The following is a 16,966-nucleotide window of genomic DNA, read 5'->3' as shown; positions in this document are numbered from 1 at the left end:
ACCGAAGGCCGATCAGGCGGCACCCGTCGCACAGCTCTTGGCGCGCGATTCGCGGTGGCATGCCTCAATTCCGCGCGGGCGTGTGGTCGATGGTGGTGAGCCACTGGGTGACGATGGCGTCGATGAACTCGTCGGTGGCTTCGGCCCGGTCGAAGAAGAGGCGGGCGAGGAGGGGGCCGTAGAGCAGGCTGTACTGCTCGGCGGTGATCTGCAGGCCGGAAGGCTCCAGGAGCCTGTTCAGCGCGGCGAGGCGGTCCTCCGTGATCCGGGCCATGGCCTGGGCGCTGTCGGGGTCATGGTCGGCTTCGGCGGCGATCGCCAGCGCGGCGGTGCGGGTGGCGGGGACGGTGATACCGGCGCGGAGGCTGACCAGCCAGGCCGTGGCGACAGCGCGTACGTCTGCGCCGGGTTCGGGGTAGCCGACGTCGGGGCCTTGCAGGGTGACGTCGGAGAGCAGGGCCGCGCGGTTGGGCCAGTGCCGGTACAGGGTCTGGCGGGTGACGCCAGCTCGTTCGGCCAGGAGCGCGGTGGTCAACCCTGTCAGCCCGACCTCGGGCAGCAGTTCGCGGGCAACGGCCAGGATGCGGGCACGGGTGCGCTGGACGCGGGGGTTGTCCGGATTCGGCTGGCGGCGGTGGACGGGCGGCTTGGACGGCATGGCGCCCATCCTATCCGAAATCACACATGGTGTGTGACGAACGTTACCCAGCGCTGCCTTCGCGTTTCACACGGGTCGTGTGATACACCGGAAAGGCAATCATACAAGCTGAATGATTCAGTGCGTGCCCACGCCTCACCTTCCTGGAGTTCTCGATGTCCACCGCGATCACCTACTCCCGCTACGGCGGCCCGGACGTGCTCACCCTCACCCAGGTCGACACCCCCGAGCCGGGTCCGGGCCAGGTCCGGATCAAGGTCCGGGCAGCCGCCGTCAACCTGATCGACCTGAAGATCCGCTCCGGGATGATGGACGGTGTCTTCCCGGTCGAGTTCCCGGTGCTGCCGGGCTGGGACGTGGCCGGTGTCGTCGACAAGGTCGGTGAGGGCGCCACTGCCCGGGTCGGTGAGGAGGTCTTCGGCGCGGCCTCCGTCGGCGGCTACAGCGAGTACGCCGTACTGGATCGGCCGGTCGCCAAGCCCAAGGAGGTCTCCTTCGACACCGCCGCCGCCCTGGTGACCGTGGGTGAGACCGCCTACCGCGGACTGCACCACCTGGATGCCGAGATGGGCGACACCCTGCTGATCCACGGTGCGGGCGGCAGCGTCGGCGCCATCGCCGCCCAGCTCGCGGCTTCCCGGGGCATCACCGTGGTCGGGACCGCCGGCGAGCACGACATCGAGCGCGTCACCATGCTCGGCGCCACCGCCGTGGCGTATGGCGAGGGATGGGTGGAGCGGGTCCAGGTCGCCGCCCCGCAGGGTGTGGACTACGTCTTCGACGCCTCCGGCGCCGGTGTGCTGACGGAGTCGACAGCTCTGGTCGGCGACGCCGCCCGGGTGATCACCATCGCCGACATGTCCGCCGCACAGCACGGGGTGCGCTTCACCGGCGGAGATCCGGCCGACCGGTTCTGGCAGGCCCTGCCGCGACTGGCCGCTCTCATCGCCCTCGGCAAGCTCGATGTCACCGTCTGGCGCACCTACCCGCTCGCCGAGACCGCGCAGGCGCACGCCGACATCGAGGCCCGCCGCGCCCGGGGCAAGGTCATCCTCACGCCCTGACCCCGCAGCACGCTGCGGTGCCCGTTCCTTGCTTCATGCGGGGTAGGTGAGACAACTCCGCCGGGCGCCGCACCACCCGCTGTCCGGCCGCTCCGCGGCCGCAGCCGGTCCCCCGCCCCGGCCACGACACCGGCCACCGGCCCACGGTCGAACACCCCGAGGAATGGCAGCAGCTCATCACCGACTTACTCGCCTACCTCATTTTCCCGAGCCAGGGAGTGGATGGCGGTGATCTTCGCCTGCTGTGAAACCGGGCGTTACTGGGCGTCCTTGTGGGCCTTCAGCTTGCGCCATACCCCGCCGAGGGCCTCGAGGTCCCGCTGGTCGAGTACGTCCGTGAAGACCGGGGCCAGGCATGCGCGCCGGGTCGCGTCGGCCTCTTCGAACAGGCGGCGGCCCTCCGGGGTGAGCGCGACCTCCACGGAACGCGCGTCCGTGCGGGACGGGGTACGCGTGACCACACCGCGCGCCTGGAGGGTGTCGAGGACGCGGGAGACCTGGCTGCGGCTGAGCATCGTGCTGTTGCCGAGTACCGAGGCGGCGACCGGCTCGGTGCTGTTGGCGAGCCACAGCAGCACCTCGAACCAGGAGACGGGCAGATCGTGGGCCCGGGTCAGGGCGCGGTCGACGCGTTCGGTGAGTACGGTCCCGGCCCAGACCAGACCGTAGAAGGCGTAGTCGGCCTCGGACATCTCCGCCTGGGTGAGCTTCCTCGTCGCCATGGACCGATCATAGCCGTTTGCGTGTACGCACACACAATGATTAGAGTGTGTGTACACGCACGGAAATTGGTGCTCGACGCGAAAGGCCCACCATGTCCTCCAAAACTGTTCTGATCACCGGGACCTCCTCCGGCATCGGCCTCGCCGCCGCCGTCGCCGCCGCACGGTCCGGCTGGCACACCGTCGCCACCATGCGCAACACCGGCCGCGCCGACGCCCTGCGGGAGGCGGCCGCGCAGGCCGGGGTGGAACTGGACATCCGGCAGCTCGACGTCACCGACGAGGACTCCGTCTCCACTGCAGTCCAGGGCGTGATCGCCGACTACGGCCGCCTCGACGCCGTGATCAACAACGCGGGAACCGGTCACCTCGGCACGCTGGAGAACGAGTCCGTCGCCGATGTGCGCCAGGTCATGGAGGTCAACTTCTTCGGCGTCCTGAACGTCTCCAAAGCCGCCTTCCCCCACCTGCGCACCTCGGGCGGCCGGCTGATCACCGTCACCAGTGTCGGCGGCGTCGTCGGCCAGCCCTTCAACGAGGCATACTGCGCGGCCAAGTTCGCCGTCGAGGGGTACATGGAGAGCCTGGCGCCGGTGGCCGCCTCCGTCGGCGTGACTGTGTCCGTGGTCGAACCCGGAGGCGTGGCCACCGAGTTCGTCAACAACATCGGTCTCGACCTGGAGGCCGAGATCGCCGCCGCGGGACCGTACGCTTCGGCCCTCCAGGCGTACATCCACCGCACCGTCCCGCAGCTGTCCACCGCGGCGCAGACCGCGGCCGAGGCGGCCGAACCGCTGCTGGACGCACTCACCGCGGACCGCCCCGCGTTCCGCATCCAGACCTCCGAGTGGGCCCGCACCTTCACCGGTACCAAACTGGCCGATCTCGACGGCTCGGCCGCTCTGGCACTCACCAGCGGGTGGCTCGGCTGAGAAGGCCCGTGCCTCAGGCCTCTTGCGGCGGTGACGGGAGCGTGGCAGGAGGATCCCGCCACGCCACCCTGCTCGTGTGACAGCTATGTCCAGCGCATGACGGTGGCGGACAGCCGTTGACCGATGGCGGCTTTTCTGATCAGTGGCTGGTGAAGACAGCGGGCCGGGCGATCGGGCGGTGTCAGTTGCGGTGCATCATCGAGCACCGTCCGGCCTGCCAGATGTGTCATCAGGAGCGAGGGATACGCGCAATGCGCGGCGGTCGGATCAACCGCGACCAGTCCCGGAGTTGGCACGCGGGTCCCCGCCAGCAGTGTCAGGGCGCCGGCCTCCCTGTTCAGCCAGTCCTCGGCGTGCCCCACGTAGCACGGGTCGACGAAGCTCCGCAGCACCAGGTCACGGGTCCCTCCGTCCCACGTGCCGATCGTCAGCCTCCGCAACTCGGCAGTGATGCCGCCGTGCAGCGCCTCGGTTCTGAGGATCCGTTCGCCGACCTCCAGGTGCCGGCTCACCCAAGCATTGTCAACGGTCGGACAGGCGCCGCCTCATCGTGGTCGGTCACCTGCCACCTCATCATCCGGGCCGCGGCACGCGCGAAAGTTCTCTGGAGGCGGTGGCCGTGCTGCTCAATCAGATACTCCACCGGCACGAGGCGAAACGTGGCCGGCATCGACGTCCCCCCCCGGCGAATCTTTCCGCGAACCCCAGCAGCCGCATCACACAGCCGGGGACTGCGGCTGCCTCGGAAGGGTGCCGGGCCCACCTGGCCCTCGCCTGTCAGGGACGCGGGCCGAGCCGGTCCGGGACCACGGGCGGCTCACTTGCTAAATGTCGATCACGGACATGGTGCCGTCCTTGACAGTCCCGCCACCCGATCACACGTAGCTCCCGTTCGGTCCGTCCCACCGGCTCCCACTCGACCGTCGGGAAGAGCCCCTCCGTTACGGCGCCCGTCCGCAAGTCAGCGTGCAGGTGGTGGGGAAGTCGGACGAACAGGTCTGTCCGCACCCATAGCGAGGGGTGGGGACATCTCGAAGCTCCCACTGGTACTCACCTGGTACGCCGGATCTGCTCATGCCCCCAGTGCGAGGGCGGTGCGCGCGGAGTGGCGTGACACCGGTACGCCGGTCGAGAAGAGTCGGGCCCTGCTCGGCCAGACGGTTCAGCGCTTGTCGCCCTGGTGAACCGAATCGGAGCGGGTCCCCTTTCCGTATGCACCCTGCCTCACCCTGATCGGGCCCGCCCGGCCGATTAGGCTTGGGGCTCCGACGGGCGGTCGCCCGCCGCCCGGCGGGGAGTACGGCCCTCGTGCGGCTGCCCCGCACCACCACACCCAAGGACGGCAACCGAGTGTCTTTCTTCACCATCGGCCACCGCGGCGTCATGGCCGCCGAGCCGGAGAACACCCTGCGCTCCTTCCTGCGGGCCGAACGCGAGGGGCTGGACGGCATTGAACTGGACCTGCACCTGAGCAAGGACGGCGAGTTGGTCGTCATGCACGACGAGACCCTGGACCGTACGACGGACGGCTCCGGTCCGATCGCCGACCAGAAGCTGCGGATGCTCAAGGAGCTCGACGCCGGCCTCGGCGAGCGCATCCCCACGTTCGGGGAGGTGCTGGACGCCGTTGGGCCGACGCTGCCGATCCAGGCGGAGATCAAGGACGTGGCCGCCGCCCGCTCGCTGGCCAAGGTGCTGACCGACCGGGACCTGCTGGACCGGGTCTCGGTGCTGTCGTTCCACGACGCGGCACTGATCGAGATCCACAACGTGCTGCCGCAGGCCCGCACCGTGCTGGTGGCAGGGCCCAGCGCCCACCGCGACACCTTCGTCGGCCGCGCCCAGAAGGTCGGTTCCACTCTGGTCAGCGTGGAGCTGCGCCAGCTGAACCGGGCCATTGTGGAGAAGTGCGGCGCCGCCGGTATCGACGTGATGGCCTGGACCGTCAACGACGAGCGCGACCTGTCGCTGGCCCGGGCGCTCGGACTGGTGGGCTGTGTGACCGACCAGCCCGGCATGAAGCGGCTGGTCGAGGCCACGGCCTGACCTCAGGGGCGGGACTGGCCGCCCGTGTGGTCGGACGAGTGCATGAACACCGTGGTCGCGGACCCGCGCACGGGGGAACCGGGACCACGGCGCGTTCGCCGGCTTCAGGTCGGCTGCTTGGCCGGCGTCTCGAACGCCAGGTCGTCGCGGAGCGGCAGGCCGAACCGTTTCCGTCGCACGTCCGGCCCCAGCCACGGCGGCTTGCGCGGACCCGGCCGGCCTCCCACGGCCATCCTCTGGCCGGCATGGGCCGGACGATGCGATCCGTGCCCACCCGAGGTACAGGTCAAGCCGCGTCTGGCCGCAGAATCCCGCCGGTCTTGAAAGCGGTCGTGGCGCGAGTCACCGTGGGTTCAAATGCCACCCCCACCGCGCATGTGAACGGCCCCTGACCAGGTCATATCGTCAGGGGCCGTTGTGCTGTGCTGTGAGCGCTCGGCGCCATGGTTCCCCGTGGTTTCCCGCAGGACCGGGCACGGACGGGGGACGGGTCTGCCACTAGGCCGTGGCCTGGCACGAGATCCCTTGGCTGTGGACCTGGCGGGCCGTCAGCGAATGACCTCGCCGACTGCAAGATCCCGACAGCGTCGAGCTCAGATCGGGAAGCCGTAGCCGTAGCCCTGAGCGTCCAGCTGGTTGAGGAGACGGGCGAGCGCCTGCACGGTCTGCGAACGGTCACCGCCGCCGTCGTGCATCAGGATGATCGCGCCGGGTCGCAAGTCCTGGTTGATGTTGCGCAGGATGCCGTCCACACCCGGGCGCCGCCAGTCGTTGGCGTCGTCGCTCCAGCCCAGCGGCTGCAGGTGGTTGGCGCCGGCAATCCCCCGGATGGTCGGGCTCCAGTCACCGCCGGGTGCCCGGTAGTACATCAGCTTCGCGCCGCTTCCCGCGGCATCGGTTATCTCGCGCTTGGCGTCGACGATCTCGTGGATGTTGTACTCGACCGATTTGCGGTTCTGCTGCTCGTCATGATGGACCGAGTGGTCGCACAGCCGGTCCCCGTCCGCGACGATCGCCTTGGTCAGGTACGGGTAGCTCTGGGCGAGCGGCCCGATCTCGCAGAAGGTGGCCTTCGCGTGGTGCTGGGCGAGGAGCGCCAGCACCTGCGGGGTCCACCGCGGGTCCGGGCCGTCGTCGAAGGTGAGCGCTACGGACTTGCCGGTGCCCTCCACCCCGTGGCCGATCAACATGTCGGAGCCCGTCGGGGCGCTCGGAAGTTGCCCGAAGGCGTTCGCCGGGCTGGACTGGGAAGCGGGCCCTGACGGGACGGCGGTGGAGCCGCCATTGTGGCCGGACTGCGTTACTCGTGCCGCGCGGCCGGAGGCCGACGGGGATGGGGACGGAGAAGCGGACGAGGGCGACGGCGTCGGGGACGACGAGTGCGGCCTGGGCGAGGAGAGCTTCGTCGAGGGAGTCACGCTGCTGGGAGAGCTTTGGGGTGTGTGCCCGCCTGCGTGCTGCCCGCACGCCGTGAGCACGGCTCCCGCGATCGCCGCGGTGAGGACGGTTGCTGTCGCCCCTTTGATTCTGGCCAATGCCACAGATCTACCTCCGTCGGCACCACTTGGTGTCCGAATCGGTGCTGGTACTGGTCACGTCGAGGCAGGGGCGAGCACAGGCGCGCCGCCGTTCCGGCACGGCGTCGTCCATAGGTGCGGCAGGTCCGTTGGAGATCTACGTCCCTGCGCGTCAGCGCCCAGGGGATACCGGTCGCTCCGAGCCATGCGGGGACCGGTGAGGCGGCGGGCTCCGTCGCCCGGTCGCGGATCCCCGGCTCTCGATGGAGACGAGCAGTACATCCCGTTTATGCCTGATGTCCGAACACACTAAGGGGCTCGCGTCGCATTGCTTAAGAATTCCGAGCTGTGATGAATGTCGCATTGCATCCTGAGATGTAATAGCTTGTGCCGAAAACAAAACCGTCGGCATTGAAATCGGGGGTGGATCAGCCCCCGGTGAGTCCGGTGGATGTCGGCGTATTGGTCAGATCGTGTCTGACGCGTAGGTGGCGTGGGTTCGGGGTGTGGCATCTGTGCCGAGCACGAGGGGTCAGGTCCCACCACTCTCCGTGACGGCCCTATGGGATCTGCGGCAACTGAAGAGCGGGCTCATCTGGTCCCGCCTCGGCAGGGTGATCGGTCGGGATGCGGCAATGAACCTGGACAGCAGCGGCGCCTGTGGCGGCTCTACTCATTCCTTTGGGTCGACGCGCTGACTCAGAAGGTCCGTGAGGGCGGCGGCGTCATCAACGTCCATGTTCCTGCTCGACACCGGCCTGCTGTTCGCCGACGAGGAGAACCCGGAGGCGCTGCGGGGGGCCTTCGGGACACTGGTCGACACGCTGGGCGGGGTCGCCGGGCAGGCCGACCCGGGAGCGTTCGTCGAGGTGTTCTGGTCGGCGCTGCACGGGCTGGTCTGGCTCACCCCCTCCGGACGCACTGCCGCGCGAGGCGGCGGCGTAGCGGCTCGCGGTCCTGGTGGGCCGTTTCGCCGGGCGCTGAGGCCGACCGGCTCTCAGGTCGCCACCGTCGGCGGCGCGGGAGGGTGCGCATCCGGGCGGTGGCGGCGGGCGCGCCGGCGCCCGTCTCGTCCAGCTGTGCCGGGCAGGGCGTCCATTCCGGTCCTCGCCGACCGCCGAACCGCTCACCCTGCCGCTCGACCACTGCACCCCGGTCACCTGCCAGACGCGCCGACGGGTGATCAACGGGATCCTCCACCGGGACCCACCGGCGTGCCGTGACGGGACCTGCCACCGCGCTTCGGCCCGTGGACGACCATGGTGTACGACCGGCATCGCCGCTGGTGCGCCGACGGTGACCGCCCTGCAGGCCGCGGACCGCCGAACCCCGGCCGCCCGCGCGGAGGACTGGCCGGCAGAATCCACCTGGTCTGGGAGGGGTGTTGCCGCCCACCGGCTCTGCTCGTCACACCCGGCTGGGCCGGCGGCTCCGCATACGCGCGGCGCCGGAGCCGGGCAGTTCGCGCCGGGTGCGGAGCGGTGAGAAGAAGATCGGTATCCAGACCGTGGCGAGGCCGGCCGCGCCGACCCACAGGGCGGTACGGACAGAGGCGAGTTCGCCCACCAGGCCGGCCAGGGCCGCGCCGACCGCGAGTGAGCCGGTCAGCAGGACCCGCATGGTGGCGTTCATCCGGCCGAGCAGGTGGTCCGGGGTCACGCTCTGGCGGAAGCTGACCTTGATCACGTTGTCGATGCCGACCTTGCACGTGGTGATCAACCAGGCCCCAGCGGCGAGCCACAGGGCCGGTCCGCGATCGGCCAGCGCCAGCAGAACGCCGAACGGTGCGACGGCCAGGCCCATCAGCCAAAGGACCCGGCCGGCGCCGATCCGGCGGGCCAGCCAACGGGCCGACACCGAACCGATGAACACTCCGAGACCACCGACTGCGAAGAACAGGCCGATGACACCGTCGGGGAAGCCGAGTTCACGGGCGAACAGCACCGGCAGCATCGTCTGGCACAGCTGGATGGACAGGTTCGTCAGTGCTCCGGCGAGCGCGACGGCCCGCAACGTCGGGTGGCCGAGGACGAAGCGCAGGCCCTCCCGGATCTCGCCGCTGAGGCGTGTGCCGCGCCCGCGCTGCGGCTGCGGCTCCGCCTGGCGGATCCGCAGCAGGAGGATCGCCGACCACAGGTAGCCGGCCGCGTCGACCACGATCGCTGTCGGGGCGGACAGCAGTGCCACCAGGAAGCCGCCCGCGCTCCTTCCCCCGATCTGGGTGAGGGCGTCCACCGTCACCAGATGGGCGTTGGCCTGGGTGAGCTGGCTGCGCCCAACCAGTTCGGGCAGGTGGCTCAGTGTGGCCACGTCGAAGAAGACCGTGGCCGCGCCTGCCAGCAGGACCACCAGGTAGAGCTGCTGGATCGTCAGGCAGCCGAGCAGCCAGGCGGCCGGCACGGACCCGAAGAGCGCGGCCCTGACCAGGTCGGCGGCGATCATCACCGGCCGCTTGCGGAACCGGTCCACCCAGGCTCCGGCCGGCAGGCCGATCAGCAGGAAGGCGAGGGTGCTCAGCATTGCCAGGAAGCCGACCTGTCCGGCTGAGCTGTGCAGGGCCAGGACGGCGGTCAGCGGCATCGCCAGGGAACTCACCGCGGTGCCGAGCTTGCTCACCGCAGCGGCGCCGACGAGCAGGCGAAAGCCGGGGTTTCGCAGAGCCGAGGGATGCGGATCGGTGGTGGGAGCGGCCGTGCCCGGCCCGTGGGCGAGATCAGTGCTGGTCATGGAGTGAGGTTCCCGCCGCGCCGACCGGCGAGCGAGGAATTTAGGCTGTACTGAATCCTGGCCCGTTGGCCGCAGGGTTTTCCGAGCAGAGGGGCGGCACCGTGCTGGACCTGGCGTTCTCCGTCCGCGACCTGGCCCGCACCCGGTTCGCCCTGTCGCCGCTGTGGGAAGTGGTGGCAAGTGTCAGGGTGTTGAAGCACCCGGCCGGGCACCCGCTGTACCGTCCGTGGACCGACGAGGTCCTTCATCGGTTGACCGCCTCGGGTCTGGACTGGAGCCTGCTCGCCGATCTGGTCCCGCAACCGCCCCGTTCGATACCGGTCTTCGTCGCACCGCCACCGACGACCGCGGTCGCTGATCTGGGTCTTGAGCTGGCGGTACTGCGCTCCACGCCCCCCGAGCAGGTCCGGTCCGGCCTCAGTGGTCGACGCGCGCCGCGTTCCGAGCGGATCGATCAGTTGCGCGCCGATCCACGCCGCGGTCTCGCCGAGCTCGCCGAACTGGTGGAGGCCTACTGGGACATCGCGCTCGCCCCGTACTGGCCCCGGATGCGCCCTCTCCTGGAGGGTGACGTGCTGCACCGGGCCAGGCTGTTCGCCGAACACGGGGCGGACCAGTTGCTCGGTGACCTCGGCTCCAGCGTGACCTGGGACGACGACACCCTGTACGTCGGGCACCACTACGCTCGTGGCAGTCGGCAACTCGGCGGTCGTGGCCTGCTCCTCGTTCCGTCGGTGTTCGCCTGGCCCCGGGTCTTCTCCGTCATCACCCCGAACTGGCAACCCACCCTGCGCTATCCACCGCGCGGCGTGGCCACACTCTGGGAGCGGCGGTCCGCCCTCCCGCAGGCCCTGGCCGCGGTCATCGGCCGGTCCAGGGCCCGACTGCTGGCCGAACTCGACACCCCCGCCTCGACGATCGACCTGGCCCGCCGCACCGGCGTCACCGCCGGCGGCGTCTCCCAACACCTGACCGCCCTCCGCGCGGCCGGCCTGGTCGACGCGCACCGCAGCGGCCGGTACGTGCTGTACGTCCGCACCGCGGCGGCGGAGGTCCTGTTGGCTGCCGCCGACGCCCGACGTGACGAGGCGTATGTGCTGCCATCGGACTGAAGACATCGTGAAGCACACCTTCACCGGTGACACCTGGTAGAGCGGGCCGCCCGGCACGGTCAGTCAGACCCCGCCGGCCGCATCCGTGCGGTACCCGTGATGCCACGCGAGCGTCTGGCAGGCGCCGATCAGCCGGTCGGTCTGGGGCGGCGTCGACCAGGTTGTAGGTGGCACGGGTCGCGGCACACACAAGGTGAGCGGCCAGGGCGGCCTTCCGCTCGCCGTCGTCCTTGTACTCGATCTCCTGCGGGACGGGCAGGGCGACCACTCCGCTTCAGCTCGGGAGCGGTTGGGGGGACGCCGGAATCAAGCGGCCCGTTCCAGGGGGACGTCGCTTGGCGTCCCCAACCAGGGCATTCGATGGACGAGGATGTCGCGCAACGGTGTCAGGGCTGCGATCTCCTCCTCCGGCTCGGCGACTCGTTGTGGCTGTGGCCAGCCTTCCCCGAGCCGTACCTGCGGGTCTCCGCGTCGGGCGACATGCCCCACGGCGTCCTCCGCGACGACCCGCCCGCGCAGTGCCCCCCCGTCACCTGTTCCTGGCCGACCCGGAGCGTTCCAGGACACCCTGCTCCGGCTGCCAGCCGTCCGCAGCCCGTGGCCGCGCGAGATCCTCGAGAACCTCACGCAGCACATGCGCGCCCGCCTTTTCCAGCCGGCTGGCAGAAGGTGCCGACACCCCATCTCCGACCTGTCCGGTGACCGTGCTGCTGCAGGTGCACAGTGGCCGCAGACACCTCGGCCGCGCCGCTCCGGGCGCCCGTCGTCACGCGGGCACCCCGGCCTCGTCCATGACCACGGCCATCTCACCCGGGGGAAGGGCCGGGTTGGCGCCCGCACTGGAGGCCGGCTCGGGCAGGGCGAGAGCCTCGAGGAGCCGGGGGAGCGGCAGGCGCGGGTCGCGGGCCGCCGCCTGGCGCGTCCGGACGTCCGGGTCGTGGCTGAGCCGCTCGATCAGACCGGGGCCGGCGGCGGGGTCGTGGACTGCCAGCTGTCGGTAGATTCCGTCTGGATGGTCCGCGTAGCGGGCGGCGAGCCCCTCGCGGGGGAAGCGGGGTGGCCGGTCGCCATCCAGGCGGAGAACGTCCCGCCGAGCCGTGCGTACACGCTCATCAGAACCTCCTCAGGGGTGTCGGGGTGATACACAGCCAGGTGGGTGCGCACGACGATGTCCGTGTCCTCGGCCAGAAGCCGCAGGAGCCCGGGTGGCAGATGGGGGCTGCAGGCCGCGGCGCGGCGCAGCAGAGGGTGGGCGGAGGTAGCGGCCCGGTGCAGCACGTCCTGATCGGCGATGCCGGCCGCCACCCAGTCCACGTCACGCCGTGCGTGCGGGGCCACTGTGAAGTCGATCGCTGTGCGTCGGGCTTCCGTCAGCTCGGGCCGGAGGGAGACGGCGAGCCGCACCTCGTCGCCGGGGTGGACGGCGAGACGGTCCACCAGGTCGGCCGCCAGGGAAGGATTACCGGCGAGTTCGACCAGGTGGACGCCCTCGGCAAGGAACCGCTCGGCGTCCGCGCGGTCGAGAAGCCCCCGGCGCAGCGCCTCGGGCAGGGCGGCGGGGCCGCGGTGGATCGACGCCGGCTGCACTGCTCACGAAGGGCCTCTGCACGTGTCGTTGTTCGCGATTGGGGCAGGGCCGCGCGCGACCTGCTGGACCTGTACGACTGCGCTGTGGACGGTTCGCACGTCCGGCGCTCAAAGACATCTCAGGGGGGAGCATGCCGGTCCCTCGCCAGTTGACCGCGCCCGTCCCGGTTCCACGTACCACCTGATCGTCGACCGCCAGGGAACACCGCTCGCCGCTACGCTCACTGGCGGGAACCGACACGACATAACTCAGCTGCTGCCGCCGCCGGAGGCGGTTCCGTCCACGACCGGACAACGAGGACAACCAGCACAGGACACGATGTCTGACCGGAGTACCAAGTGATCGGCTGGAGCCGCTGAACAGGTGAGGATGCAGGCATGAGAATGCCTGTCGGTCGTCCGAGCCTGCGCCCCTATCTGCCCTACCAACAGCGCCCGATGACGAGCGGCCACGGGGTGGTCGCCCATTTCCTTGGCACCAGTACCGTTCTGCTGTCGGACGGGGAGACGGCCGTACTCAGCGACGGGTTCGTCACCCGGCCGGGGATGCTTCGCGTCGCCCTGGGCTCGATCGCGCCCGACCGCTCTCTGGTGCGGGCCACGGTCGACCGGCTGCGGGTGGAAAGTCTGGCCGCGGTGTTCTGCGCTCACTCCCATTACGATCACGCCCTCGATGCGCCGGTGTGGGCACTGGAGACCGGCGCGGAGCTGGTCGGATCCCCCTCCACCGCGAACATCGGCCGCGGCCTGGGAGTGCCGGAGTCGTCCTTGCGCGTGGTCGCGGACGGGGAGACCGTCTCCTACGGCCGCTTCGACCTCACCTTCCTGGACTCCGTGCACAGCCCCGGTGACCGTTGTCCCGGAACCGTCGACGAGCCTCTTGTGCCACCGGCCCGGGCCCGCGCATGGAAGACCGGCACCGCCTACAGCGTGCTCGTCGCCCATCCGACGGGCCGCATCCTGCTGCACGCCAGTGCCAACTACCGTCCCGGCGCCCTGCGAGGCCGGGCCGCCGACGTCATCTATCTCGGCATCGGCACGCTGGGCAAGCAGTCGACGGAGTTCCTGCGTGCGTACTGGGACGAGGTCGTGGCCGCGACGGGGGCCCGCCGGGTCGTCCTGGTGCACTGGGACGACTTCTTCGTCGGTCTGCACCGGCCCCTGAGGCCCATGCCCTATTTGCTGGACGACATCGATGCCACGATGAGCCGACTGCTGCCGCTGGCCCGCCGCGACGGTGTCGACGTCGTCCTCCCCGTCACCTGGCAACCCAGCGCCCCTCTCGCCGACCTACCGTGAAGGCGCGCGCCGGCGGAACCGCGCGCGACGCCGGGCATTCCTAGCTTTCGGCCCGCGCTCCGAAGTGACCCTGAGGGGGCGGTCCTCGGTCGATGCCCTGGCCCGCAGGGACCGTCCCCGCCCGGCGGATCCGACAGGCGCCACGTGCTCAGACGGCGTTCAACCCCCCCCGTCCACCACCAGGCTCTGCCCGGTGATGTAGGAGGCGCGGTCGGAGAGGAGGAAGGTGACGGCTTCGGCCACCTCCCAGGCGGTGCCTTGGCGCCCGAGCGGTATACGGCTGAACGAGGTGGAACGCGACGCCCGCCGGGCCGAGGCCTCGCGGCCCATCGGGGTGTCGATCAGGCCCGGGACGACCAGGTTGGCGCGGATCCCGCGCGGCGCACCCTCCTTGGCGACATGGCGGGTGAGTCCGAACGGGCCGGCCTTGAAGCTGTCGTAGGCGGGCGAGTTTGTGGCGGCGCGCAGCCCCGCCACGGAACCGACGAAGACGATCGATCCTCCGCCGGCGATCGCGGGCAGTCCGTACTTGGCGGCGAGGAAGGGAGCGCTCGGATTGAGCGAGAGCACGCGTTCCCACTGCTGCGGCGAGGTGTCCGCCAGGCCCATGCCGAGGCCGATGCCGACGTTGACCACCAGCGCGCCGAGCGCGCCGAGTTCGCGGAGGGCCTCGGCGACCACGGCCGAGGACTGGCCGGGATCCGTCGCGTCACCGACCACAGGGAGGCCACGAACGCCTTCCTCGCCGACCAGGGCGGCGGTGGCCGCCGCGGCGGAGGGGGAGACGTCTGCGCAGGCCACGGAGGCTCCCTCGCGGGCGGCGAGCACCGCCACCGCCCGTCCGTTGCCCGCCGGGGCCCTCGGATCGTCGCTGGGGCGGGTACCCGCGCCGATGACCAGTATGTTCCGGCCGGTCAGGAGGCCGACAGGGTGGCTGGTTGCGGCGTGCCGGGGTTCAGCCATGGCCGTGTCCCCCTTCCGCGGTGTCCGCGAGGGCTCCGTCGGGCCCGGGCAGGGCGTCCGATGCGTAGCCGGGCTCGAGCGGAGTGCCGGCGGAGTTCAGGAAGAACGCGACCATGTGGTACTGGCCGACGAGCATGGTGATTTCGATGAGCTGTGCCTCGTCGTGGTCGGCGGCGAGTGCGGACCAGGTGGCCGCGGACAGGCGTGCGTTCCGGTGCAGTTCGTCGGCGGCACGCAGCAGACGGGCGTCGGCCGGCGTCCACCCCTGGGTGTCCGGGCCCGTGCCGACCCGCCGGATCTCCTCGTCCGTGACCCCGGCCGCCCTGGCCAGCGGTACATGCCGCCCCCATTCGTAACCGGCCCGGGTGTTGTACGCGGTACGCAGGATCAGCAGTTCCCGGGCCCGGCCCGGCAGACGGCCCTCGCGCAGCAGATGGCTGCCGAACGGCAGGAAGTGCCGGAAGAGGCCGGGGTGCCGCACCAAGGTGGTGAAGATGTTGGCGAGGTGACCGTCGGCATCCCGGGGGATCGGGGCGAGCAACTCCCGTGTGGACCGGTCTCAGCTGTCCTCGGGCAGTGGGGCGAGGCGCGGGCCGGTGTCGGCGGCGGGGCGGTCGGAGCGGTGCTGGTGCTCGTCGGTCATGGTGGTCTCCGCACGGTTCGTCAGGGTGGCCGATGGCACGAGGGCGGTACTGAGCACGGTCGATCGGTGCCTTGCTGTGTACGCGCCGCTGTGCTCCTTCCGCTGCCGTGCCACTGTGCTGTCGGGGGTGGGGCGTTGTCGACGGCTCCCTGGTCAAGGCCCGAGGTCGGCACATTGTTCAGGTGTACAACGGGCGGTACCCGAGGGGCGGAGGTGAGGTCCATGCCCGGACAGTCGTGCGCGGCGGTGCCCCTGGAACGGGTCATCGCTGCGATGACCGCTCAGCAGAGGCACGTGGGCGGGCGGTTCCACGCGGATCTGACGGACCACATCCCGTCCTACCGCGCGGTCCCACGGGAACTCCTCGACCAGATCTGGCATCGGCACTTCCAGCGGGCTCTCGCGGTGGTGCGGGAAGGGACGGCGCCCCAGCCGGAGGACTTCGGCGAAGCCGATGTGGCCCGGGACCGGTCGCCCGAGGCGTACCGCTCAGCGACGGGCTCCGCGCCTTCCGCCGGGCGCTGAGCGCGATACGGGATCTGTTCATCACCGAGGCGGCCGGACACGGACTGGACCCCGGCCTCATCGTCGACCGCACCAGGTGCCTGTGGGAGCTCGCGGACGTCGCGAGCCTGCAGATCGCCGCAGTCCACCGGCAGGCGGAGGTCGCGTCCGCCCTGTTCGACGCCCGTCGTCGCGCCGATTTCCTGCGCGGACTGCTCTACGGGACGCTGAGCGCGGCGGAGATCCACAGCGGTGCGGCGATCTACGGGCTGGACCCGTCGCGGCCGTACCGGGCCATCAGAGCCGTCCCGAGCGGCAACGTCGGTCCGGACGCGCTGGAACGCTCCCTGGAGACCCAGGGTCGCTGGAACGGCCGGGGCGCGCTGCTCACCGTGTTGGACGAGGCTGTCGCCGGAGCCGTCGAGGCCAGGCCGGAGACCGGTGACCCGGAGGTGACGGCGGGGCTCGGCCCGCCGACGGGTCTGGTCGCGGTGCACCGCTCCTTCCGTGCCGCCGGCAGGATGCTGGAGGCCGCCCGTGCGTACGGCCTGCGCGGCGTGTACGACCTGAGCGACCTGTCGTGGCGGGTGGCGGTCGTCGCCGAGCCGGAACTCGCCGAGTTGCTGCTCGACCGCTATCTGCGCCCGCTGGAGGCGGAGGGGGAGTTCGGTGCGCTCATCGAGGAGTCGGTGCGGGAATACCTGGAGAGGGGACGGAACATCCGTGAAGTCGCGCTCAGAGCACACGTCCATGTCAACACCGTCCGCTACCGTCTGCGCCGTCTCGAGGAGCTGACCGGCACCAGCCTGGACGCTCCGGACACCGCGGTGGAACTCAGCTGGGCCCTGGCGGCACGCGAGCTGGGGACACCTCCACGAGACCCGGCTCCCACCACGTTTCAATGACGGAGTTCGGCGAAGTCGTACACCGCTGAGCTGCCGGCTCGTACCGACGGCGGCGGCCGCCGGCGCCCTGCTGTCGCTCCAGTGTGAGGACGGCCGCGAAGATGGACGTCATTCGATTCGGGCTGCACCGGGCTGTGCGGAAGATGCGCCAGGACTTCAGCCGGGCCACGCTACGCCCGACCGGCGCCCGCGCCGTCGAGAGCGCGTGGTTGACGGTGCGCTGGGTCGGCGACAGCTCACCGCCGGGCGGACGTCTGGCGGGTGTGGTCACCGGAAAGGCCGGCGCC

Annotated in this window: 16 protein-coding genes and 2 pseudogenes; 8 read left to right on the top strand and 10 right to left on the bottom strand. The window is 70.6% G+C overall.

Annotated features, from left to right (window positions below; genetic code table 11):
* Nucleotides 1-64: 64 nt before the first annotated feature.
* Entirely contained in the window at nucleotides 65-658 is a 594-nt protein-coding gene (locus ACWDEN_RS41305; protein ID WP_351615830.1) for a TetR/AcrR family transcriptional regulator, read from the bottom strand.
* Between the two features lie 155 nt (nucleotides 659-813).
* Between ACWDEN_RS41305 and ACWDEN_RS41300 the strand changes: the two genes are divergently transcribed.
* The gene (locus ACWDEN_RS41300; RefSeq protein WP_351615827.1) at nucleotides 814-1,722 is read left to right on the top strand and encodes an NADP-dependent oxidoreductase; all 909 of its coding nucleotides are present in this window, start codon (nucleotides 814-816) and stop codon (nucleotides 1,720-1,722) included.
* Between the two features lie 257 nt (nucleotides 1,723-1,979).
* Here the strand turns inward: ACWDEN_RS41300 and ACWDEN_RS41295 are convergent, their stop codons facing one another.
* Nucleotides 1,980-2,444: a MarR family winged helix-turn-helix transcriptional regulator gene (locus ACWDEN_RS41295; protein ID WP_351615824.1), complete on the bottom strand. Its 465-nt coding sequence runs from the start codon at nucleotides 2,442-2,444 to the stop codon at nucleotides 1,980-1,982.
* 92 nt (nucleotides 2,445-2,536) lie between these two features.
* Between ACWDEN_RS41295 and ACWDEN_RS41290 the strand changes: the two genes are divergently transcribed.
* Nucleotides 2,537-3,376, top strand: a complete 840-nt coding sequence (locus ACWDEN_RS41290; RefSeq protein WP_351615821.1) for an SDR family NAD(P)-dependent oxidoreductase — start codon at nucleotides 2,537-2,539, stop codon at nucleotides 3,374-3,376.
* 83 nt (nucleotides 3,377-3,459) lie between these two features.
* On the opposite strand, the gene ACWDEN_RS41285 is transcribed toward ACWDEN_RS41290, so the two are convergent.
* Nucleotides 3,460-3,888, bottom strand: a complete 429-nt coding sequence (locus tag ACWDEN_RS41285; protein ID WP_351615819.1) for a phosphotransferase family protein — start codon at nucleotides 3,886-3,888, stop codon at nucleotides 3,460-3,462.
* An 838-nt stretch (nucleotides 3,889-4,726) separates the two neighbouring features.
* On the opposite strand from ACWDEN_RS41285, the gene ACWDEN_RS41280 reads away from it, so the two are divergent.
* Nucleotides 4,727-5,422, top strand: a complete 696-nt coding sequence (locus ACWDEN_RS41280; protein WP_351615816.1) for a glycerophosphodiester phosphodiesterase — start codon at nucleotides 4,727-4,729, stop codon at nucleotides 5,420-5,422.
* A gap of 593 nt (nucleotides 5,423-6,015) precedes the next feature.
* Here ACWDEN_RS41280 and ACWDEN_RS41275 read toward each other — a convergent pair.
* Together ACWDEN_RS41275 and ACWDEN_RS41270 are read right to left on the bottom strand one after the other, a co-directional pair.
* On the bottom strand, nucleotides 6,016-6,612 hold the full coding sequence (locus ACWDEN_RS41275) for a polysaccharide deacetylase family protein (RefSeq protein ID WP_351615813.1): 597 nt from the start codon (nucleotides 6,610-6,612) through the stop codon (nucleotides 6,016-6,018).
* Between the two features lie 1,734 nt (nucleotides 6,613-8,346).
* The gene (locus ACWDEN_RS41270) at nucleotides 8,347-9,666 is read right to left on the bottom strand and encodes an MFS transporter (protein WP_351615810.1); all 1,320 of its coding nucleotides are present in this window, start codon (nucleotides 9,664-9,666) and stop codon (nucleotides 8,347-8,349) included.
* Nucleotides 9,667-9,731: 65 nt separating this feature from the next.
* Between ACWDEN_RS41270 and ACWDEN_RS41265 the strand changes: the two genes are divergently transcribed.
* Complete coding sequence (locus ACWDEN_RS41265; protein WP_351615807.1) at nucleotides 9,732-10,778, top strand: ArsR/SmtB family transcription factor; 1,047 nt, start codon at nucleotides 9,732-9,734, stop codon at nucleotides 10,776-10,778.
* Nucleotides 10,779-11,732: 954 nt separating this feature from the next.
* Here ACWDEN_RS41265 and ACWDEN_RS41260 read toward each other — a convergent pair.
* Complete coding sequence (locus ACWDEN_RS41260) at nucleotides 11,733-12,365, bottom strand: hypothetical protein (protein WP_351615804.1); 633 nt, start codon at nucleotides 12,363-12,365, stop codon at nucleotides 11,733-11,735.
* A gap of 45 nt (nucleotides 12,366-12,410) precedes the next feature.
* Here ACWDEN_RS41260 and ACWDEN_RS41255 point away from each other — a divergent pair.
* Nucleotides 12,411-12,672 (top strand): annotated as a pseudogene (locus ACWDEN_RS41255) (transposase); the annotation flags it as partial.
* A gap of 71 nt (nucleotides 12,673-12,743) precedes the next feature.
* Nucleotides 12,744-13,664: an MBL fold metallo-hydrolase gene (locus ACWDEN_RS41250; RefSeq protein ID WP_351615801.1), complete on the top strand. Its 921-nt coding sequence runs from the start codon at nucleotides 12,744-12,746 to the stop codon at nucleotides 13,662-13,664.
* Between the two features lie 159 nt (nucleotides 13,665-13,823).
* Here ACWDEN_RS41250 and ACWDEN_RS41245 read toward each other — a convergent pair whose 3' ends face one another.
* From ACWDEN_RS41245 to ACWDEN_RS41235, 3 genes are read right to left on the bottom strand one after another with little or no spacing between them, the layout of a single operon-like run.
* Complete coding sequence (locus ACWDEN_RS41245) at nucleotides 13,824-14,627, bottom strand: SDR family NAD(P)-dependent oxidoreductase (RefSeq protein WP_450863096.1); 804 nt, start codon at nucleotides 14,625-14,627, stop codon at nucleotides 13,824-13,826.
* A complete protein-coding gene (locus ACWDEN_RS41240) occupies nucleotides 14,620-15,168 on the bottom strand; it encodes a carboxymuconolactone decarboxylase family protein (protein ID WP_450863094.1) in 549 nt (182 codons plus the stop codon). Before ACWDEN_RS41240 ends, ACWDEN_RS41245 begins: the two co-directional genes overlap by 8 nt.
* A gap of 18 nt (nucleotides 15,169-15,186) precedes the next feature.
* Nucleotides 15,187-15,327 carry a hypothetical protein gene (locus tag ACWDEN_RS41235; protein WP_450863092.1) on the bottom strand — a complete coding sequence of 47 codons (141 nt, stop codon included), beginning with the start codon at nucleotides 15,325-15,327 and terminating at the stop codon, nucleotides 15,187-15,189.
* 165 nt (nucleotides 15,328-15,492) lie between these two features.
* Between ACWDEN_RS41235 and ACWDEN_RS41230 the strand changes: the two genes are divergently transcribed.
* Nucleotides 15,493-15,795, top strand: coding sequence for a hypothetical protein (locus tag ACWDEN_RS41230; RefSeq protein ID WP_351615836.1), 303 nt, complete (start codon nucleotides 15,493-15,495; stop codon nucleotides 15,793-15,795).
* A complete protein-coding gene (locus ACWDEN_RS41225; protein WP_351615833.1) occupies nucleotides 15,792-16,679 on the top strand; it encodes a PucR family transcriptional regulator in 888 nt (295 codons plus the stop codon). Before ACWDEN_RS41230 ends, ACWDEN_RS41225 begins: the two co-directional genes overlap by 4 nt.
* A gap of 67 nt (nucleotides 16,680-16,746) precedes the next feature.
* On the opposite strand, the pseudogene ACWDEN_RS41220 reads toward ACWDEN_RS41225, so the two are convergent.
* Nucleotides 16,747-16,926: pseudogene (locus ACWDEN_RS41220) on the bottom strand (transposase family protein); the annotation flags it as partial.
* Nucleotides 16,927-16,966: the final 40 nt, after the last annotated feature.

It is taken from the genome of Streptomyces sp. NPDC001153 (assembly GCF_053598315.1).
Note: the sequence above shows the minus strand (reverse complement) of the source record. Positions and strands in the feature narration are given on the sequence as shown.